The organism is Blautia sp. MCC283 (assembly GCF_018785565.1).
In the GTDB taxonomy this organism is placed as follows: domain Bacteria; phylum Bacillota; class Clostridia; order Lachnospirales; family Lachnospiraceae; genus Blautia_A.
On the sequence record NZ_WQQB01000069.1, the window covers coordinates 189,222 to 210,203 of the forward strand.

A 20,982-nucleotide genomic window follows, 5' to 3' on the forward strand; every position below is an offset into this window, starting at 1 on the left:
TACCGTAAAAACCCCCCAATACATTATATAGTTTTTGCTACACCCCATAAGAAGAAATACCTTCTCCAAAAAAGGCAGCCTAACCAGCTGCCTTTTTTACTGCGCAAAAATAAAAGAGGAAATATGGAGAAAACCGGTAGATAAGCTTGCGGTATGGAAAAAATTAAGATAATATATTTAAGAGAATGGTACTAAAAACGGAATGAGGAAAATAGAATGTTATATGAAAGCATGGAGACAGCAAAGAAGATGCAGTATATACTCAATATGAGTCCGGTATTAAATAAAGAGGCAATGTTCAGTGACGGAACGGAATATTACCGAACACCGGTAGAACCACGGGAAGGCGATACCGTGACCATTCGTTTTCGTACCCAGAGAAATAATGTGGACAACGTCTGTCTTGTGCATGACGGAGAATATCTGGAAATGAAACGGGAGAGGACTTCCGGAAGTTTTGATTACTATACTGCACAGATCATAATGGGAAAGGACATTGTACACTATTATTTTGAAATCCATTCAGGGCTTGTTACCTGCTATTATGATACAGATGGTGTTAGCACCAGGCATGAGGAACGGACAGAATTTGAGATCTATCCGGATTATCATGTGCCGGAATGGCTGAAGGGTGCTGTCATGTACCAGATTTATGTGGACCGCTTTTATAACGGAGACCCTTCCAACGATGTGGAAACCGGAGAATACTCCTATATCGGGGATATTTCCGTGAAAGTGGATGACTGGGGAAAGATTCCGGCAGTCATGGGGGTACGGGAATTTTATGGCGGTGATCTTCAGGGAGTTATGGATAAACTGGATTATCTCCAGGAACTTGGGGTGGATGTGATCTATCTGAATCCGGTGTTTGTTTCCCCAAGCAACCACAAATATGACTGCCAGGACTATGATCATATCGATCCTCATATCGGAAAGATCGTGGAGGACTGTGACGGCCTTTTGAGCCCCGGAGACCGGGATAACAGCCATGCGCTTAAGTATATCCGCCGTGTGACCGATAAACGGAATCTTAAGGCCAGCAACGAGCTTTTCCGGGAGCTTGTGGAAGAGATCCACAGGAGAGGAATGAAAGTGATCCTGGACGGGGTATTTAACCACTGTGGATCTTTTAATAAATGGATGGACAGAGAACGGATCTATGAAAATCAGGAAGGATACGAAAAAGGAGCCTATATTTCTGCGGACAGCCCTTATCGTTCTTTCTTCTGCTTCCAGGATCAGAATCGCTGGCCATATAATCCCACCTATGACGGCTGGTGGACCCATGATACTTTGCCGAAGCTGAATTACGAAGGATCTGAGGAACTTTGCCGGACAATCCTTGATGTTGGCAGGAAATGGGTTTCTCCACCATATAACGTAGATGGATGGAGACTGGATGTGGCTGCAGATCTGGGACACAGCAATGATTTTAACCACCATTTCTGGAAAGAGTTCCGAAAAGCGGTAAAAGAGGCTAATCCTGATGCGGTGATCCTTGCAGAACACTACGGAAATCCGGAGAGCTGGCTTCTGGGTGATGAGTGGGATACGGTTATGAACTATGACGCTTTTATGGAGCCTGTGACCTGGTTTCTGACAGGAATGGAGAAACACAGCGATGAGTACAGGGAAGACCTCTACGGTAACAGTGAGGCCTTTATCGGTGCCATGAAGCATCATATGCGGTCACTGCACATGGGAGCTCTTTACGGGGCCATGAATGAGCTTTCCAACCATGATCATTCCAGATTCCTGACAAGAACCAACCACAGAGTAGGAAGGCTTTCCTATGCAGGTGCAGAGGCGGCATCCGCAGGCATTAATCCTGGGATCATGAGAGAGGCGGTTGTGATCCAGATGACGTGGCCAGGTGCACCTACGGTATATTACGGGGACGAGGCCGGTGTGTGTGGCTTTACAGATCCGGATAACCGCAGAACTTATCCCTGGGGAAAAGAAGATCTTGAGATGCTGGATTTTCATAAACGGATGATCTGTATACACAAGGCATATCCGCTCCTTGCAAAAGGTTCCCTGGAGTTTCTGTGGAACGATCATCAGGGCTTAAGTTATGGCCGCTTTTCTGATTCTGAGCAGATCATTGTGATCATCAATAATCAGGATTATGAGAGAGATGTGAGGGTAACAGCCTGGAAAACAGGTGTAAGCCGGAAAGAAGCGACAGCTTTTCAGCGCCTGATGCTTTCTTCCAGAGATGGCTACACAGAAAAGGCAGAGGAATATATTGCGGATTCGGGAATCCTTCATGTGAGAATGCCTGCATACGGAGCGATGGTACTTCACCACAGAGCGAGAGAGAAATATAAATAATGTACAGGCCAGGAAACAGACCGTGAAAATACGGAGGATGCCCGATGGAAAGGAGAAATATACAATGACAATTGAACAGTGCTATAGTGCGATTGAAAGTAATTACGAAGAGGTGCTTGGACGTTTTGCGGGAAACAAAATGCTGGTAGAAAAATTTGCCAGAAAATTCCTTGATGATCCAAGTTATCAGACACTTGTCGATACCATGGATAAAGCGGATTATGAGGAAGCTTTCCGTGCTGCCCATACATTAAAGGGTGTTTGTGCAAATCTGGGATTCACACAGCTGTTTAAAGTTTCCAGTGATCTGACAGAAGAACTCAGGGGCGGTGCTCCGGATGAGGCAAAGCTGCCGGAACTTCTTGAAAAAGTGTCTTCTGAGTATAAAAAGACGGTTGATGCTATTAATTGTGTAAATGAATAAAAAAAGCCGGAACTGAACGTTATTTATAAAAAAGCCGATCTGCTATTTCCATTGCTGGAAAGCGGATCGGCTTTTGGTGCTTTTTATGTTTTATTCTTCTGTTACGTGTTCCAGACCCTGATTCATGATGGTTGCCACGTGGCTGTCTGCCAGGGAGTAGAAGATTGTTTTTCCATCTCTTCGAAATTTGACCAGTGACATCTGCTTCAGCACACGAAGCTGATGAGAAATCGCACTCTGTGTCATGGAAAGCCGGTCGGCAATATCCTGCACACAAAGTTCTTCTACAGAAAGCGCATACAGGATACGGATCCTGGTAGGATCACCAAAGACCTTGAACAGGTCGGCAAGCCGGTAAAGCGTATCATCATTGATCGGGTAATCGATATGTGGTTTCTTCATTTGCGCATCCTCCAAACTATTAACTTCTATTGTAGCTGAAAAAAACGCACCGGTCAAATTTTTTATTTTTTATACAGGATACGAATGGAATTCAGCACGCAGATCATGGCAACGCCAGTGTCTGCAAATACGGCCATCCACATGTTGGCATGTCCGGCAAGACCAAGGATCATAACGGCGATCTTGATCACAAGGGCGAATATTACGTTCTGCCATGCGATGCGGTTTGTGTTTCGTGCAATGGCGATAGACTGAGGAATCGCATCTACGTTGGAGTTCATAAATACGGCATCTGCAGCCTCGATAGCCGCATCTGCACCACTTCCCATGGCCGCGCCTACATCTGCACCTGCAAGTACAGGAGCATCGTTGATTCCGTCACCGACAAACATAACCGTTCCGTGTGCCTCACGGACCTTTTTCAGGGCGTTGAGTTTGTCTTCCGGAAGGAGCTTGGCATAAATTTCATCGATTCCCGCGTCTTTTCCTACGGCATTTGCACTGTCTTCGGAATCTCCGGTAAGCATAACTGTGTGAAGACCGAGTTTTTTCAGGGAAGCAATGGCTTCTTTTGCATCTGGTTTGATAGTATCGGAGATCAGCATATATCCTGCAAAAGTTCCGTTTACAGCCATAAATACTTCAGAGCCGTAAGAGGCTTCTTTTAATTCTCCGATGGTGACGCCGAATTTATCCATCAGCTTGCGGTTTCCACAGAGAACTTTTCCCTCCGGCATTTCTGCGACAATTCCATGTCCGGAAATTTCTTCCAGAGAGATCGGTTTTTCAAACTGGATTCCGCGTTCTTTTGCGGCAGCTACAATACTGTTTGCAATCGGATGTGTGGAGTTCTGCTCGCAGCCTGCACACATGGAAAGAAGTTCGTTTTCGTTATATTTACCGGCAGTTACAACTTTCTGAAGCTGGAAGTTACCTTCTGTGATGGTTCCGGTTTTATCCATAACTACAGCGCCAAGGTTGCTTAATCCCTCGATGGAAAGGCCGCCTTTGAACAGGATTCCTTTCTTGGAACCGGCACCGATGCCTGAGAAGAATGCAAGCGGGATACTAAGTACAAGAGCACATGGGCAGCTCATTACCAGGAAGGTGATGGCTGTGTAGATCCAGTAATGCCAGTTTCCGGTTACAAGGGATGGAATCAGTGCTGTTGCAACAGCGATTCCTACAACACAAGGAGTGTACACTTTTGCAAAACGTGTGATAAAACGGTCGATCTTCGGTTTACTTGCTGCTGCATTTTCTACAGAATCCAGGATACGTGTGACCATGGACTCTTCGAGAGGTTTTTCCACGCGGATCTTTAACTGACCGGAAGTGTTTACACATCCGGAAGTGATCTCATCACCTTCATTTACAGCAACCGGTACAGGCTCACCTGTGATTGGGGATGTGTCGATACGGCTGCTTCCTTCGATGATCACGCCGTCAAGAGGAATACGATCGCCAGGACGGACCAGGAGAACATCGCCAACCTGAGCTTCTTCAGATGGGATCACCTGAATATCATCGCCAACAACAAGGTTTACAACTTCCGGGCGAAGATCTACAGCGTCCATGATCTGTCCGCGGCTTCGCTCAACGGCTTTTTCCTCAAAAAGCTCGCCGATTCGGTAGAAGAGCATAACGCCTACGGCCTCAGCGGAATCATTGATGGCAAAAGCAGCGAGAGTTGCAACACTCATCAGGAAGTTTTCGTCGAATACCTGTCCGTGGGAGATGTTTTTGGCTGCCTTTACAACGATCACACCGCCAAGTGCCAGATATGCAATCACAAATAACGGAAGAGTGGCAGTATCTGCAAATCCTTTGTGTTCCATGATCTCACCGGCAACAAAGAGGATCGCGCCGATGATAATACAGATCGTGTCGATCTTTTCTTTGGAAAAAGATTTCTTTTTGCTGGATGGGTGAGTTTCGGATGTAGCTGTCTGTGATTTTGGCTTCGGATCTTTTTCTTTTACTACAACTTCGGATTCAATGGAAGTACAGATCTTGCGGATCTGATCAAGGTAGCGGTCCGGGTTCTTTGCGGTGACGCGGAGCTGTTTTGTTGCAAAAGTGATGGTAGCTTCGGAAATACCGTCGAGGTCTGCAATCTGTTTTTCCATTTTGGAAGCACAGTTAGCACAGCCTAAGTTTTCCAGAATATAAGTTTTTGTCTTTTCTCCGGAATTGTTGCTTCTTGGAACAACCTTGACCTCGGATTCAATGGAGGTACAGATCTTACGGATCTGATCAAGGTAGCGGTCCGGATCCTTTGCGGTTACACGAAGCTGTTTGGTAGCAAAAGTGATGGTGGCTTCGGAGATGCCGTCGAGGTCTGCAATCTGTTCTTCCATTTTGGAAGCACAGTGGGCGCAGCCCAGGTTCTCCAGAAGGTAGATCTTGGTTATTACGTCAGCAGAAGCGGCTGGCTTCGGGTTTCTCGGAACAACTTTGACTTCGGATTCAATGGAGGTGCAGATCTTGCGGATCTGCGGAAGCAGAGCATCTGGGTCAGCGGCGTTTAAGCGAAGCTGTTTGGTGGCGAAAGTGATGGTTGCACTTTCTACGCCGTCAAGATGCTGGATCTGTTCCTCCATCTTGGAAGCACAGTGGGCACAGCCCAGGTTCTCCAGGATGTAGACACGTTTTGCGGATGCTGTGCTGTGGGAGTGCTCGTGATGCTCGTGGTTGTGGTCGTGATCCCCGCAGCCGCAACCGCAGTGTTCGTCATCGTGATGATGGTGATGCTCATGCTCGTGATGTTCGTGGTCATGATCATGATGATGATGTTCATGCTCGTGGTGTTCGTGATCATGATCCTCGCAACCACAGCCGCAGTGGTCATCGTCGTGATGATGGTGATGATGTTCATGCTCGTGATGTTCGTGATCATGATCCTCGCAACCACAGCCGCAGTGGTCATCGTCGTGATGATGGTGATGATGTTCATGCTCGTGATGTTCGTGTTCATGATCCTCGCAGCCACAATCGCAGTGGTCATCATCGTGATCATGATGGTGATGTTCATGCTCATGATCTTCGCAGCCACATCCACAATGCTCATCATCGTGGTGATGGTGTTCTTCATGTGCATGTTCCTCATGCTCATGTTCCTCATGATGGTCGTGGCCGCAACCGCAGCCACAGGAATCCGTGGACTCCATGGAATTCTTTTTTAAGCTCTCTTCCATATGAAATCTCCTTGAAATTTATATGAATATATGATTGAATGTTCATATGACTATTTAAGCATATGTTTTATCTGATGTCAATATTTTTTTCTAAAAAGAATAAAAGAAATGTAAAATCTATTACAAAAGAAATATAGAAAACATTAATATATTCTGAAAAAATAATCTATTTTATTATTCTTATTTAACATGTTATACTTTTATCAAGTAAAGAAAGAAAGGAAGGTAGCAACATGTACAGTATTGACTTAAACAGTGACATGGGTGAGAGCTTTGGCGCATACAAGCTGGGCGGAGATGAAGAGATCATTAAATATGTCACAACAGCAAATGTAGCATGTGGCTGGCATGCAGGCGATCCAATGGTAATGGATAAGGTAGTCCGCATGGCAAAGGAACGTGGCGTTATGGTTGGAGCCCATCCTGGATATCCTGATCTTCTTGGCTTTGGACGAAGAAAGATGGTTCTCTCTCATGATGAAGTTAAGAATTACGTCAGATACCAGATCGGAGCACTGGCTGCATTCACAAAAAGCTATGGAATGAAGCTTCAGCATGTCGCTCCTCATGGAGCAATGGGAAATGCCTGCCAGTATGATGAGGACATTTCCACAGCAATCTGCGAGGCAATCTGTGAGTATGACAAAGATCTGATCGTTTACTACTGTGCAGGAGCAGTTCTCGGTGATATCGCTGAGAGCAAGGGACTCCGTACAGCATCCGAGATCTTTGCAGACCGTGCATACATGGATGATCTTTCTCTTGTACCGAGAAAGATGGAGGGATCCATGATCACAGATGAGAACATTGCCATCGAAAGATGCGTGAAGATGATCAAAGAAGGAAAAGTAACATCCATCAACGGAAAAGAGCTTGACATCAAGGGAGACACACTCTGTGTACACGGAGACGGACCGAAAGCACTCGCTTTTGTACAGAAGATCCGCGAAAAATTCACAGAAGAGGGTATTGAGATCAAACACTTATAAAAACTAAATAAAGTATATTACATTCACATGAGAGATAGAGTGCCGGATAAATCAAAGGAGATTTAGTACAAGGGATTACTGCGTTGATTTGTCCGGCTCTCTTTATATGGAAAAGTGCACTTTTTTAGGATAAGAAAGGAAAGGGTGGAAACTATGGCAAAAGAGAAAAAACAGAACAACATAGTAAGAAACATGATGATCGCTCTGGTCGGCGGTCTGGTCGTAGGACTTGGATTCATGCTTCTGAAACAGCAGATGTCAGAGGGGACATGGAACGTGATCAATGCACTTCTGTTCCAGGATATCACAGCAGATCAGGGATTTCATTCCATCGGTCTCTTCTACATCATCGGACAGCTGTTCATGAGAGGATTACAGATGGCGATCGTACCGCTGGTACTGGTATCCTTAAGCCTTGCAATGTGCAGTATCTCCAGTTCCTCCAAGCTTGGAAGAATTGCAGGACGTACATTACTTGGATTCTTCTGCTTCTATGTAGTTGGCGCACTTATCGCAGGTATTGTTGCATTCGCAATGAAAACAGCTGGATTTTTCAACGTAAAACTTCCGGCAGAGGCAGTTACAGAGGCTGCAACACTGGATCAGTTCAACCCGCTTGCAACAATCGTAACAGCAGTTCCGTCCAATATCGGAACCGCATTCAGCAGCAATAACAGCATCCTTGCAGTTGTAGTAGTAGCTATCGTTCTTGGTCTTTGCATGAACGCACTTGGCGACAAGATGAAACCGCTGAAAAGCGTACTTGAGAACTTAAGCGACATCATCAACCTGTATCTGACATTCCTGATCAACAAAGTTGGTCCTGTAGCAATCTTCTGCCTGATCTCCCGTACATTCGCAATCTACGGAGCTGAGTATCTGGCACCGGCAGCAGCTTACATCGTAGGCGCAATGCTGACACTGTTTGTACTTGTAGTAACGATTTACCCGATCGGTATCGGCCTTACAACAGGCTTAAGCCCGATGAAATTCCTTAAGAAGATCGCAAAAGTTGGTGTATTCGGATTCTCCACAAACTCTTCCGCAGCATGCCTTCCGCTGAACACCAGAACATGCCTTGATGAACTTGGATGCTCCCAGGAGATCACAAGCTTCGTTCTTCCTACAGGTATGACCATCAACATGAACGGTACAACTGTTATGCATATGTTTGCAGTAACATTTATCGCAACAGCATCCGGAATTGACATTACACCGGCAAACCTGATCACAGTCGCATTTCTTTCCATCTGTGCGGCAATGGGCTGCCCGGCTATCCCGATCGCCGGAACAACTCTGATCGTAACAATCCTTTCCGGTATGGGCTGGACATCTGACCTTTGTATGATCGCATATGCACTGGTTGTAGCGATCAACCGTCCGGTTGAGATGGCACTTCTTCCGCTTAACGTAATCGGTGATGCAACAGTCAACGTTATCGTTAACAAGAAAGAAAATGAGCTTGACGAAACAAAATATAACGCGTAAGTAAATATAAAAAATCTTAATATTATACATACAAATTATTAAATTGACTTAATATTACTACGATGATACCATTTAAGCGTATAGTTGAGACATCAGCTATACGCTTAAATATTAAATGCAGTAAAAACAGCGGAATATCCGCAGAAAAATAAAAGGGTTCAGGAGGAAATGAATATGGAGTACAAGACAGCGAAAAGAATGGAATGCCTTCCGTTTTCCGGTATCCGTGCAGTAATGGAAAAAGCAAACAAAATGCAGCAGGCAGGAGAGAAGATCATTCACCTGGAGATCGGACGTCCGGATTTTGATACACCGGAGAAGATCAAAAAAGCAGCAAATGAGAGCCTTGCAGCAGGACATGTATTTTACACATCCAACTATGGTATCCCGAAACTGAGAGAAGCCATTGCAAAATGGGAGAACGAGAACCATGGTACAGATTATGAAGCATCTGAAGTCCTTGTAACCGTAGGTGTTGGTGAAGCTACTTTTGCATCCATGGACGCTTTCCTGGATCCCGGAGATGAGATCCTTGTTCCGAACCCGGTATGGCTGAACTACATCCATGTTCCGTCAGCACTTGGCGCAGTTCCTGTAACATACAGCCTGAAAGAGGAGAATGATTATCAGATCGACTTTGAGGAGATGGAGTCCAAGATCACAGACAAAACAAAGATGATTGTAGTTGTTAACCCGAGTAACCCGACCGGTGGTGTATTCTCCAGAGAGACACTTGAGAAATTAAGTGAGATCGCCATCAAACATGATCTTCTTGTGATTGCAGATGAGATCTACAGCCAGCTTGTATATGATGGAACTGAGCACGTAAGCATCGCATCCCTTCCGGGAATGAAAGAGCGAACCATCACATTAGGAGGCTTCTCAAAAGCTTACTCCATGACAGGATGGAGACTTGGATATATGTGTGCACCGGTTGGAATTATCCAGGCTTGTGTACGTGTTCATCAGTATACCGTTACCTGTGCATCTTCTTTCGTACAGGAAGCAGCACTTACCGCATTAAGCGACTGTGCAGAAGATGTTGAGGCAATGAGAAAAGAGTATCAGAGAAGAAAAGATTATGTGGTAAAAGCACTGAACGAGATCGACGGAATCAGCTGCAACAATCCACATGGTGCGTTCTACATCTTCGTAAATATCAAGAGCCTTGGAATGACTTCCATGGAAGTTGCCGAGTACCTTCTTGACAATGCAAAAATCGCTCTGGTACCTGGTTCCGCATTCGGTTCCGAGGGAGAGGGATACTTAAGAATTTCCTACGCATGCAGCTATGAGGATCTTCAGGAAGCATGTGCAAGAATCAAAAAAGCAGTGGAAGAACTGAAAAACAAATGATCAGATAAAAAAATACCCACCGCTTTTTGTGGCGAAAAGCAATATATTTATACCGTGAAGTCTGGAAAGTGTTGATTTTAAGCCATTTCTGGATATGTGGGTTGATTCAGAGATATGGTTTTGTGACGTTTTTAGGACAAACGCCAGAAAATATGGAGAGCTCCGTGACGTTTTGAGTTGACTTTTTACCGGTAATAGCATATGATAATAACAGCTAAGGAATGTGGTGAGATTCCAAGTGGCAAAGTGAAAGCCCTCAGAGTTGCAGCTCTGGGGGCTTTCTTGCTCGTTACGGTGAGTTATTCCGTTTAGGCTGTTGCTGCCTATCGTCTACCGTCCAGCCGTTTGCATATGTAGTAGCTAACTACGCCTGCTACAACGGAGACAAGAAATGTGGTGAGAATTTCTTCCATCGTGGCCACCTCCTTTCTGCTGGAGGTTCGACAGCTCTTTTAGTATAGCATGGTTTAGAACAATTGGGAATATATAAAATTACCCGGTGCAAATTAATGTACCGGGAGGTTTTTACGAATTAAAAATAGTTCTTTTTTCTATTCCTGTAAAATTGATAATCATTCTCATAGTAAGAAGGAGAATGAGGCAATTCCTTTTCGTATTTTTCTAGAAAGTTAGGTGATAATTTGTAATCATAAAATTCCGCAAGTTTTATTAAAAATCCCTCTAGTATCTTTTCGGGTGAATAGCCTAGAATAATACTGGAATTGTGCTATTTTCAGAACTGAATAACAAAATGTAAATTAAAGAATAGAACTATAATCTGCCGGACGACGGCAAAAGAAAAAAAGCCGTCGCAGAGCAGAGGTATCTTCACGCGCCATTTCTAAATTACGGCGGCTTTGATTTTCAGAGCCGCCGCTTTCTTTTTGCCTATCGGCAAGTCTACGACGACCCGAACACTGTAAAAATACGGCGGCTAATGGCGGCTATATGCTGGAAAAACGACCGGAAGAAATTTCTCTTATGGATGTTATTAACTGTACAGAGTCAACAATGGCAATCAGCAGATGCCTGGAGAAGGACGGATACTGTTCCAGAAATTACTCGGATTGCTGTAAAGTACATAAAGTGTTACTGGATCTGCAGAACACTTATAATAACAGGCTGGAAAATGTGAAAATATCAGATATTATTCAGCCGGGTAAAGATGAATATTTTGGACGTTTTTATGTAGTTATAAAACTGAATTTGAAGGATCAAACATATGAGTGTATTTATTCCCATGTACATGAAGTCTATGATAAAGTAAGTGCTTCAGCTAGCTACGGTGAGTTTGTAAAGAAGTATACAGAACAATATGTATATGAACAGGATCGCCAGAAGTTACAGGAATTCTTGGCAAGTGAAAAGCTTACGGAACACTTGGTAGACGGCTGCATGGAAGAGGATATGGCCTATCGCAGAATATGTGATAATGAAGCAGATTCTTATATTTGGATGGAAGCAAAAAGATATGTAGATGAGACGGAAAATACTGCCATTCTCACATTCCATAATGCGAAGGTTATTCCCGATACGATTGTCAATATGGAACAGGAACTGCGGAAGAAAGAAAAGAATATCACGAAACAGTATTGGGATATGGTTTCTCTGCTTGTTGCTGTATTGAATCATAATAATCTGGTGGAAACAGAACATCAGGATGATATTAGTTTTTACACGGAGCAGGTTTATCGCCAACTGCAGAAGAATTATCCGGAATATGGAATTACCGAAGAAGAGATTGAAAATGTATCGCACCTTGCACCAATCCATGATATTGGTAAAATCCGGGTATCGATAGAAATATTGAATAAAAATGGGAAATTAACGATAGATGAGATGGAAGTCGTGAAACAGCATCCAATTTGCAGAAAAAAGAAAAAAACTTGGTATGACTCAAAAACAGCTTGCTGAGAAACTGGGTAAGAGTGATAAGTCAGTTTCCAAATGGGAACGTGGGATTTGTTTACCAGATGTGTCTGTGTATTTAGAATTATGTGAAATATTAGGCATCAGTCTAAATGAATTTTTGGCAGGTGAAGATATTGAGGTAACTAATGTAGAAAAAAAATCGGAAGATACACTGATACAGATATCAAAAGATAGTAGTCATAAACAGCGTTATTTAAAGAAGATTATTGCTGTACTTCTTATTGCTGTGGGAGTATTTGCTATTACTCTTGGAATCATGGTATGTAATAAATTGCGGCAACCACAAAATTATATAGAAGCAGTAGATCCGGATAGTGTAGAAATGAAAACGGCTGAATTGTTGTCCGGAATTGATGGAACCATGATGTTTCGATACAATTCAAAAGATACATTTCAAGCATTATACGTTTACTTGTCAGAATATCATTCTGGAAAACGAGTTTCTCATAAACGAGTTTTGGAACTTTCCTATGGGGACGTGAAATCTGCAAAAAATGGATTGATTGTCATCACTCCGGATTTTGATAATTTTACTGCAAAGCTTATTGCAGCAGATGAATATTCAAAATATATGACAGAAACGCCAATCTTGGAAGGTGTTGCAAACAGAGAATATTATGGAAGATCTGCGACCTCTATAGAGAACAAAAGCACGATAGAGTACGGAACAGAGCAAGGATTGGCAGCACTGATCTATGGCGAACAAGGAGTGAGTTCGTTGCCGATACAGGACATTACAGGAGAATACATAGATACAGATAATGAGTATATGTATTATTATTCGGCTGAGTTTGTAAAATAAGAATAGCAAAAGTGAGAAGAGGATATCACAAATCATTGTTTTGATAATTCGGTGGTATCCTCTTTGTGGATTTCAGAATTTGTTTCTCAGCTTTCGGTATTCTCTCGGCGAATATCCTTTCAACTTGTGAAAAAGCCGGCTGAAATAAAGCTGGTTATCATATCCGACAATCTTAGAAATCTCATTGATGGAATAAGTTGTTGTTTCTAGTAACATCTGAGCATTGTTGATGCGGATTCCCACAATGAATTGCATTGGTGTAGAACCGGTATATTTTTTGAAATTTCGGATAAACCAGCTGACACTCATGCCTCGTGAGGCAGCATAATCATCAATATTGATATTTTGATTGTAGTTTTCACTGAAAAAGGTAACAGCATTATCCATCTCATGATCAAGGTATTCATTTTTTAATATGTGCTCTCTTGTCAGTTCCCGGTGGAAACTGATCAGAAGATGACGTAGCAAAAGGACAAGCATTTCCTCATAATTGTCTTGACAGCGTTGCAGCTCGATAATGATACGCTTGAAAATTTGTTCATATTCATTAGATGTACCCACTTGAAAGACACGTTCTTTATCCGGAAATCCATATTGACGTAAGATATTTTTTACATTGCTTCCTGTGAAGTGAATCCAGTATACTTCTGTCTTATCTTCTCCGTAATATTCATATTTTTGGAGTTCTTTCGGTCTGTACAGTACAATGCTGCCGGCTGGAACAATCGTTTCATTATTTACATTATCAAAATGAAAATGCCCACAACCAGCAGTGATATATATAATCTGATAATCCAGACGACCCTTTGGACGGTAGGTCGGAAGTTTGGGATGTCTGGAAAGACGGTAAGTACCACAGCTACCGACAATCAGCGGACGACTTTTGTCTTTGAAATCCATATGTGAGTGGTTCAAATAACCGGTGTTCAAATACATAGGACAGCACCTCTTTTCGTACTTTTTATCATTGTATCATTTAGTGCATATTTTGTCTAATCCAATTCATAGACATATTTTGCGAATTAGGATAAGCTATATATAACATAACTAAGGAACGTAAACAAAAAGTAAAGTATAAGGTTTGCTTTAGGAAAACAAAGAACAAAAAAGTATATGTATTGGAGGAGAGTTATTTATGATCGTACCACGTTATTATGAAAATCTAAGCGTACTGCACGAAAACACAATGCCAGCCAGAGCCTATTATATTCCGGCATCCAGAAGAATGGATAACTTGGTGGAACACAGAGAAGAGTCAGATCGTATGCAGTTATTGAATGGAACTTGGAAATTCCAGTATTTTAACAGCATCTATGACATTCAGGATTCTTTCTTTGAGAAGAATTATGATACAGAAAATTTTGATGAGATTCAGGTTCCAAGTGTATGGCAGATGGCAGGATATGATACACACCAGTATACAAACATCCGGTATCCGTTTCCGTTTGATCCACCATATGTGCCACAGGACATTCCGTGTGGAGCCTATGTACATACTTTTGAGTACAGTAGAGATGAGAATGCGCCAAAATCTTTTTTGAACTTTGAAGGAGTAGACAGTTGCTTTTACGTATGGATCAATGGCTCTTACATAGGATACAGCCAGGTTTCGCATATGACCAGTGAGTTTGATGTTACCGATGTACTTCAGGATGGAACGAATACGGTGGCAGTGTTGGTAATGAAGTGGTGTGATGGTTCCTATTTGGAAGATCAGGACAAATTCCGTATGAGTGGTATTTTCCGGGATGTGTACATTTTGAAACGCCCAAAAGAGGCAATCAGTGATTATCATATTAAAACAAGAATTGAGGATATGCTTGCGAAAGTAGAAATTGAAATGAAATTCTACTCTCCGTTAAATGTAAAAATTTCGATTGAAGATAGAAACGGAGCAGTTGTAGCACTAGGAAGTATTGCTGAAGAAGGAACAGCTGTATTAGAAATCGCAAGTCCGGAACTTTGGAATACAGAAAATCCATATCTATATAAACTGATTCTTGAAACAGAGAATGAAGTAATTGTAGATCACATTGCATTAAGAAAGATAGAGATTAAAGACCAGGTTATTTATTTAAATGGACAGAAGATTAAATTCCGTGGTGTCAATCGACATGATTCTGATCCGGTTACTGGATTTACAATCAATCCGGAACAGATTACAACCGATCTTACGTTAATGAAGCAGCATAATTTTAATGCGATCCGTTCCAGCCACTATCCGAACGCACCATTTTTCTATGAAATGTGTGATAAGTATGGATTCATGGTAATAGATGAAGCAGATATTGAAGCTCATGGTCCATTTATGATCTACAGAAAAGAAGACACTGATTACAATCGGTTTAAACGATGGAATGAGAAGATTGCAGATGATCCGGTATGGGAAAAGGCAATCGTTGATCGCGTAAAACTCATGGTGGAACGTGACAAAAACCGTTTCTGTATTGTTATGTGGTCAATGGGAAATGAGAGTGCTTATGGCTGTAACTTTGAAAAAGCACTGGAATGGACAAAGAATTTTGATCCAGACCGTATCACACAATATGAGAGTGCAAGATACCGTAATTATGATGAAACATATGATTACAGCAATCTGGATGTGTACAGCCGGATGTACCCAGCGCTTTCCGAAATTCAGGAATATCTGGATAAAGATGGAAGCAAACCCTTCCTTTTGGTAGAGTACTGTCACAGCATGGGAAACGGACCTGGAGATTTTGAAGATTACTTCCAGATGATTCAGGATAATGATAAAATGTGCGGCGGCTTTGTCTGGGAATGGTGTGACCATGCGATTGCTCATGGAACTGCTGAGAATGGAAAGACTATATATGCTTATGGGGGCGACCATGGCGAAGAAATTCATGATGGCAACTTCTGTATGGATGGATTAGTATATCCGGACAGAACGGTACATACAGGACTTTTGGAATACAAGAATGTTTATCGCCCGGCAAGGGTTATTTCCTATGACAAAGAAAGCGGAGAACTGGTGCTTCATAACTACATGGATTTTGATGACTTGAAAGATTATGTGAAGATCAGTTATGAACTGACGCAGGACGGGCTTGTAATCAGCAAAGGTAAACTCCCAGAAGTTTCAGCAGCACCACACAGTGAAGGAAAAATAAACCTTAAAATCAATGTGCCAGAGAGTGGAAAATGTTATTTAAAATTTATTTACCATCTGAAAAAGGAATTGCCACTGTTGGATGAAGACCATATCCTTGGATTTGATGAGATCGAAGTAAGCCAGAAGGATGCCAAATGCCAGTTAGCAGAAAAATGGGTTGAAAAAACAGTGACGGATTCTGAATTACAGGTGAGTGAAGATGATACACAGATTCATATCAAAGGTCGTGAATTCACATATACAATCGACCGACGGACTGCACTTTTTACAGAGATGAAATTTGCAGGTCGGGAATATCTAAACCACCCGATGGAATTAAATATCTGGAGGGCACCAACAGATAATGATATGTACATCAAATCTGAATGGAAGAAAGCCCATTATGATAAAGCTTATACAAGAGCTTACACGACAGAGGTCGTGCAGGGAAAGCATGGTGTGAAAATTACAAGCCATGCATCCGTTGTGGCAGAGACAGTACAGAAGATTCTTGATGTGACGATTACATGGAAAATAGAAGCTGCTGGAAAGATTGATGCAGATATTGCAGTAACAAAAGACGATGAATTCCCGGATCTTCCGAGATTTGGTGTGAGGATGTTCCTGGATAAAAAACTTTCAGCTGTAAGATACTTTGGAATGGGACCACAGGAAAGTTATTGTGATAAACATCAGGCTGCGAGCCACGGTTTGTATCATGCAAATGTAGATGATTTACATGAGGATTATATTCGCCCACAGGAAAATGGAAGCCATTATGATTGTGAATATGTAGAGCTTAACAACAGCCGATATGGAATTGTGGTATCTGCGGAAAATGCCTTCTCATTCAATGCTTCTTATTATACGCAGGAAGAACTTGAGAAGAAAACGCATAATTATGAACTGACAGAATCAGATAGTGTAGTATTTTGCGTTGACTACGCATTAAATGGCATTGGTTCTAATAGTTGTGGTCCAGTTGTATTGGATCAGTACCGATTTGATGATGTATTATTCCGGTTCCAGTTTACGCTGATACCGTATGTAAAGGGATAATAAAGTTTCATGTAACTCGTAAACAAAGAAGGATAGTCTGATTGCAATGTAAAGTCCGGATATACAGAGCAATCAGACAAAAACAGAGAAAAAATATAATTAGACATCATACGGTTAGACATATTGAGATTCTAAGTGCGATGAAGATGAGGAGCAAAGAAATTCGATGGAAGAAAAAAAGTATTTGAAATGGTATAACAAAATTGGATATGGATCAGGTGATATTGCAGGTAATGTAGTCTATGCCTTCCTGACATCTTTCATGATGGTCTATCTGACGGACTCAGTAGGACTTGCTGCAGGTGTCGTAGGTACCCTGATTGCCGTATCAAAACTATTTGATGGTTTTACGGATATATTTTTTGGATCAATGATTGACAAAACACACAGTAAAATGGGAAAAGCGAAGCCATGGATGCTATACGGATACATTGGTTGTGCCATTACGCTGGTCTGCTGCTTTGCAGTACCAGTCAGCTTTGGAACAACGGCTAAATACGCATGGTTCTTTATCTCTTATACACTGTTAAATGGTGTGTTTTATACAGCAAACAATATTGCTTACTCAGCACTTACGTCACTGATTACAAAGAACAGCAAAGAGCGTGTGCAGATGGGATCTTACCGTTTTATTTTTGCGTTTTCAACAAGTCTTCTGATTCAGGCGATTACAGTTGGATTTGTAGATAAATGTGGTGGAGATGCTGCGGCATGGAGAACGGTTGCTATTATCTATGCAATCATTGGTCTTGTCATAAATACGATTTCAGCACTTTCTGTTAAGGAACTTCCTGAGGAAGAACTTAACGAAGGAGAAGTAAAGGATGATAATGAAAAGTACGGAATGGTACAGGCATTCAAGCTTCTTGTTAAAAACAAATATTACATGATGATTTGTGGAACATATATTTTACAGCAGTTATATAGTGCCATGATTGGAGCTGGCATTTATTACATGACATGGGTACTGAAAAATAAGAATTTGTTTGGACAATTTGCATGGGCAGTAAATATTCCACTGATCATTGCCCTGATTTTCACACCGACATTAGTTGGTAAGTGGAAAGGTATGTATAAACTGAACTTAAGAGGTTATGTCTTAGCAGTCATCGGTAGAGCACTTGTTGTTGTTGCCGGATATATGGGCAGTGTTCCGCTGATGATGGCATTTACAGCTCTTGCAGCCTTAGGTCAGGGACCATGGCAGGGAGATATGAATGCAGTTATCGCATCCTGCTCTGAGTACACTTATCTTACACAGGGAAAGAGAATTGACGGAACGATGTACTCTTGTACTTCTCTTGGCGTAAAAATCGGTGGAGGTATTGGAACCGCTGTTGTTGGATGGCTGCTTGAGTTCAGTGGATATATCGGAACAAAGGCAACTCAGCCGCAGTCTGCACTTGATATGATGCAGTTTATGTATCTTTGGCTTCCGTTAATCTTTGATGTATTGATTATGTTTGTACTTTCAAGAATGAATGTAGAAGATGCAAATAAAAAACTGAAAGCAGAAAAAGAAATTGCTGCAGATGAAGTAACAGATGCATCAGACATAAATTAGAATTGACAGGAGAAAGCGTTGTCTGGTCATTGCTCGATGAGACAGTGCTTTTTTCTATATATAAAGTGATTGAACTGTATTTTGAAAATAAAAAAGGACCACTTCATTTTTGTGAAATGGCCTTAAGAAAATATTCAGTTTTCACAAAATAGTCCTTTTAGTATTTATACATGGTAAGGATGCTCAAAATATTCAGTGTAGAATACTAAAAGGTCATTCAGATATTTTTTTAGGTTGCTCATTTGCAATTCCTCCTTTCCTTATTTACAAGTTGATTATAAGATAGGTGTAAAAGGATTGCTTGCCAAATCGAAAGAAGATATAGACAAATGTTGCAAAGGGGAGTATTTCATGCAGTTAAAATATGTCGACACAAAAGAGGAGATCATAGCAATAAATAGGAAGTCAAAACATATTGAACCACATCTTCATAATGCACTGGAGATCGTTTGTGTAACAAGTGGAGCATTAGAACTTGGTGTCGGACAGGAACTATACCATATGGAAAAAGGAGATATAGGCTTTGTATTTCCAGATGTTATTCATCACTATCAGGTACTGACACCCGGTGTAAATAAAGCGACTTATCTGATTGCATCGCCATTTACGATAGCCAAATTTGCAGATATCATGCAATCCATGGCTCCTGAATACCCAATCATCAAAGCGGAAAAGGTTGAACCGGAGGTATATAGGGTTATAAATGCAATTTTAGAGACAGAACAGTCGGATATTACTGTTGCACAGGCATATCTTCAAATTGTGTTGGCACGCTGCATAGGAAAATTAAATTTGGTAGAAAAGAGCAGTGTGGGGAGCAACGATCTTATTTACCAGACAGTTTCCTATATATCAGCAAATTTCAAGAAGAAGTTTTCGTTGGAAGAGATGGCAAAAGACCTGGGCGTGAGCAAATATGTTTTATCCAGACTCTTTTCCAAGACATTCCATAGAAACTTTAATCAATATCTTAACGATGCAAGGCTGAACTATGCATGCCATCGTTTGGAAAATACGAGTGATTCTATTACAAACATTTGTCTGGATAGTGGATTTGAAAGTCAGAGAACATTTAACCGAGTATTTAAAGAAAGATATAAAATATCACCGAGTGATTATCGGAGTATTTGTGTGAAAGAGATGTTGTCATAAAAGGTTCTGTTGATAGAAATATTTACTTTGATTTCACAGTACTATGTATTTGATTTTATGTGTGGATGATATAATATAAAAATATTTGTAGAAAATAGCGCTTTATTTTATTATGAAAAGAGTAAGGTGTATTCTAAAGAAACAAGAAAGGCAGGGCGCATATGAACATGATAAAATCCATAATCGATTTTAATGAAAAAAAGGATTCATCTGTGATATGGATGGTGTGATCTATCATGGCAATCAGATATTGCCAGGTGTTCCAGAATTCATCCAGTGGTTGCATGATGAAAAGAAAGAATATTTGTTTTTGACAAATAATAGTGGATATACACCACGAGAATTAAATCAGAAACTGGCTAGGATGGGACTTGATGTGCCAGAAGAACATTTTTATACCAGTGCATTGGCAACAGCCGCATTTTTAAAAGAACAGAAGCGTCCCCGATGTGCAGAGAAAACGCAGTCAATGGATAGAAACTATATCTGGTGCAAATGCAGAACATCAAATATATCTCGATGAAAGCGGTATTAATACAAACCTCACAAGACACTATGCACATGCAGTACATGGGAAACGTGCCATGGATGCTACTCCGATCAACACGCCTGCCGGAACAACTGTTTTGTCATCCATCCGGCTTAACGGCAGTCTGGTATATACTACGTACCAAGTTTAGACAAGGCAGGGATCTCCTATCTATATTTGCCACCATACAGTCCAGATTTGAACCCTATTGAAAAAATGTGGTCAAAAATGAAATCCTTTCTCAGAAAGAGGAAAGTCCGTGTTGCTGCTGAACTACCTGAGGCTGTAAAAGCGGCCCTAAAAACAATAAGTACGAACGATTGCAAAGGGTGGTTCCGCGCATCTGGAATTTGCGTTAATTAAGAGGATAGCTATAGATATCAAAGTTTTACAAATGATCATGGGACATAGTGACATAAGCATTACAATGAACATATACAATCACGTAGATGCTGCAAGAGTACAGAATGAAATGAAAAAGCTTGAAAATGTAATGTAATAATCAGAGCCATTCCCTTTATTGGGCGTGGCTCTTTTATGACAATTTTTGTGACAAATAAAAGAAAATAGACGCAATCAGACGAAATATTGTTTTGTATGGAAATGCTGAAAATCCTTGTAAACAAAGGGTTCTTGATA

At 41.4% G+C, this 20,982-nt stretch carries 14 protein-coding genes and 2 pseudogenes; 13 read left to right on the plus strand and 3 right to left on the minus strand.

From position 1 onward, the window contains the following. The first annotated feature begins 216 nt into the window (after nt 1-216). Together GPK81_RS17350 and GPK81_RS17355 are read left to right on the plus strand one after the other, a co-directional pair. Nucleotides 217-2,334, plus strand: coding sequence for a glycoside hydrolase family 13 protein (locus tag GPK81_RS17350; protein WP_215707405.1), 2,118 nt, complete (start codon nt 217-219; stop codon nt 2,332-2,334). 64 nt (nt 2,335-2,398) lie between these two features. Continuing rightward, nucleotides 2,399-2,758 carry an Hpt domain-containing protein gene (locus GPK81_RS17355; protein ID WP_021976407.1) on the plus strand — a complete coding sequence of 120 codons (360 nt, stop codon included), beginning with the start codon at nt 2,399-2,401 and terminating at the stop codon, nt 2,756-2,758. A 90-nt stretch (nt 2,759-2,848) separates the two neighbouring features. Here GPK81_RS17355 and GPK81_RS17360 read toward each other — a convergent pair whose 3' ends face one another. Further along, on the minus strand, nt 2,849-3,160 hold the full coding sequence (locus GPK81_RS17360; RefSeq protein WP_021976406.1) for an ArsR/SmtB family transcription factor: 312 nt from the start codon (nt 3,158-3,160) through the stop codon (nt 2,849-2,851). 62 nt (nt 3,161-3,222) lie between these two features. After that, nucleotides 3,223-5,802, minus strand: coding sequence for a heavy metal translocating P-type ATPase (locus GPK81_RS17365; protein WP_442860751.1), 2,580 nt, complete (start codon nt 5,800-5,802; stop codon nt 3,223-3,225). 788 nt (nt 5,803-6,590) lie between these two features. On the opposite strand from GPK81_RS17365, the gene GPK81_RS17370 reads away from it, so the two are divergent. From GPK81_RS17370 to GPK81_RS17390, 5 genes and pseudogenes are all read left to right on the plus strand, one after another. After that, nucleotides 6,591-7,346 carry a LamB/YcsF family protein gene (locus GPK81_RS17370; RefSeq protein ID WP_021976404.1) on the plus strand — a complete coding sequence of 252 codons (756 nt, stop codon included), beginning with the start codon at nt 6,591-6,593 and terminating at the stop codon, nt 7,344-7,346. Between the two features lie 153 nt (nt 7,347-7,499). Continuing rightward, nucleotides 7,500-8,834 (plus strand): dicarboxylate/amino acid:cation symporter, encoded by a 1,335-nt coding sequence (locus GPK81_RS17375; RefSeq protein ID WP_021976403.1) that lies wholly within the window; start codon nt 7,500-7,502, stop codon nt 8,832-8,834. A gap of 174 nt (nt 8,835-9,008) precedes the next feature. Beyond that, the gene (locus tag GPK81_RS17380; RefSeq protein WP_021976402.1) at nt 9,009-10,190 is read left to right on the plus strand and encodes a pyridoxal phosphate-dependent aminotransferase; all 1,182 of its coding nucleotides are present in this window, start codon (nt 9,009-9,011) and stop codon (nt 10,188-10,190) included. Nucleotides 10,191-11,135: 945 nt separating this feature from the next. Beyond that, nucleotides 11,136-12,104, plus strand: a pseudogene (locus tag GPK81_RS17385) (Rrf2 family transcriptional regulator); the annotation flags it as partial. After that, nucleotides 12,082-12,924, plus strand: a complete 843-nt coding sequence (locus tag GPK81_RS17390; protein ID WP_215707406.1) for a helix-turn-helix domain-containing protein — start codon at nt 12,082-12,084, stop codon at nt 12,922-12,924. The pseudogene GPK81_RS17385 and the gene GPK81_RS17390, both read left to right, overlap by 23 nt. A gap of 72 nt (nt 12,925-12,996) precedes the next feature. Here GPK81_RS17390 and GPK81_RS17395 read toward each other — a convergent pair whose 3' ends face one another. Further along, entirely contained in the window at nt 12,997-13,860 is an 864-nt protein-coding gene (locus tag GPK81_RS17395) for an AraC family transcriptional regulator (protein ID WP_119247972.1), read from the minus strand. Nucleotides 13,861-14,059: 199 nt separating this feature from the next. Here GPK81_RS17395 and GPK81_RS17400 point away from each other — a divergent pair, with 199 nt between their 5' ends. The 6 genes and pseudogenes from GPK81_RS17400 to GPK81_RS18745 all read left to right on the plus strand — a co-directional run bounded on the left by GPK81_RS17400 (nt 14,060) and on the right by GPK81_RS18745 (nt 20,842). Beyond that, the gene (locus GPK81_RS17400; protein WP_215707407.1) at nt 14,060-17,098 is read left to right on the plus strand and encodes a glycoside hydrolase family 2 TIM barrel-domain containing protein; all 3,039 of its coding nucleotides are present in this window, start codon (nt 14,060-14,062) and stop codon (nt 17,096-17,098) included. A 166-nt stretch (nt 17,099-17,264) separates the two neighbouring features. Beyond that, nucleotides 17,265-18,662, plus strand: a complete 1,398-nt coding sequence (locus tag GPK81_RS17405) for an MFS transporter (RefSeq protein ID WP_215707408.1) — start codon at nt 17,265-17,267, stop codon at nt 18,660-18,662. A 351-nt stretch (nt 18,663-19,013) separates the two neighbouring features. Further along, the gene (locus tag GPK81_RS17410; RefSeq protein WP_119247974.1) at nt 19,014-19,814 is read left to right on the plus strand and encodes a helix-turn-helix transcriptional regulator; all 801 of its coding nucleotides are present in this window, start codon (nt 19,014-19,016) and stop codon (nt 19,812-19,814) included. Between the two features lie 161 nt (nt 19,815-19,975). After that, nucleotides 19,976-20,250, plus strand: a pseudogene (locus GPK81_RS17415) (TIGR01457 family HAD-type hydrolase); the annotation flags it as partial. Nucleotides 20,251-20,505: 255 nt separating this feature from the next. Further along, on the plus strand, nt 20,506-20,706 hold the full coding sequence (locus GPK81_RS18740) for a transposase (protein ID WP_442860752.1): 201 nt from the start codon (nt 20,506-20,508) through the stop codon (nt 20,704-20,706). A gap of 16 nt (nt 20,707-20,722) precedes the next feature. Further along, on the plus strand, nt 20,723-20,842 hold the full coding sequence (locus tag GPK81_RS18745; RefSeq protein WP_353963840.1) for a hypothetical protein: 120 nt from the start codon (nt 20,723-20,725) through the stop codon (nt 20,840-20,842). Nucleotides 20,843-20,982 lie beyond the last annotated feature (140 nt).

What these genes read in the sequence shown, in the direction of transcription:
- GPK81_RS17375 (WP_021976403.1), top strand. Translation starts at nt 7,500, where the DNA reads ATGGCAAAAGAGAAAAAACAGAACAACATAGTAAGAAACATGATGATC.
- GPK81_RS17380 (WP_021976402.1), top strand. Translation starts at nt 9,009, where the DNA reads ATGGAGTACAAGACAGCGAAAAGAATGGAATGCCTTCCGTTTTCCGGT.
- GPK81_RS17410 (WP_119247974.1), top strand. Translation starts at nt 19,014, where the DNA reads ATGCAGTTAAAATATGTCGACACAAAAGAGGAGATCATAGCAATAAAT.
- GPK81_RS17400 (WP_215707407.1), top strand. Translation starts at nt 14,060, where the DNA reads ATGATCGTACCACGTTATTATGAAAATCTAAGCGTACTGCACGAAAAC.
- GPK81_RS17395 (WP_119247972.1), bottom strand. Translation starts at nt 13,860, where the DNA reads ATGTATTTGAACACCGGTTATTTGAACCACTCACATATGGATTTCAAA.
- GPK81_RS17350 (WP_215707405.1), top strand. Translation starts at nt 217, where the DNA reads ATGTTATATGAAAGCATGGAGACAGCAAAGAAGATGCAGTATATACTC.
- GPK81_RS17405 (WP_215707408.1), top strand. Translation starts at nt 17,265, where the DNA reads ATGGAAGAAAAAAAGTATTTGAAATGGTATAACAAAATTGGATATGGA.
- GPK81_RS17360 (WP_021976406.1), bottom strand. Translation starts at nt 3,160, where the DNA reads ATGAAGAAACCACATATCGATTACCCGATCAATGATGATACGCTTTAC.
- GPK81_RS17370 (WP_021976404.1), top strand. Translation starts at nt 6,591, where the DNA reads ATGTACAGTATTGACTTAAACAGTGACATGGGTGAGAGCTTTGGCGCA.
- GPK81_RS17390 (WP_215707406.1), top strand. Translation starts at nt 12,082, where the DNA reads ATGACTCAAAAACAGCTTGCTGAGAAACTGGGTAAGAGTGATAAGTCA.
- GPK81_RS17355 (WP_021976407.1), top strand. Translation starts at nt 2,399, where the DNA reads ATGACAATTGAACAGTGCTATAGTGCGATTGAAAGTAATTACGAAGAG.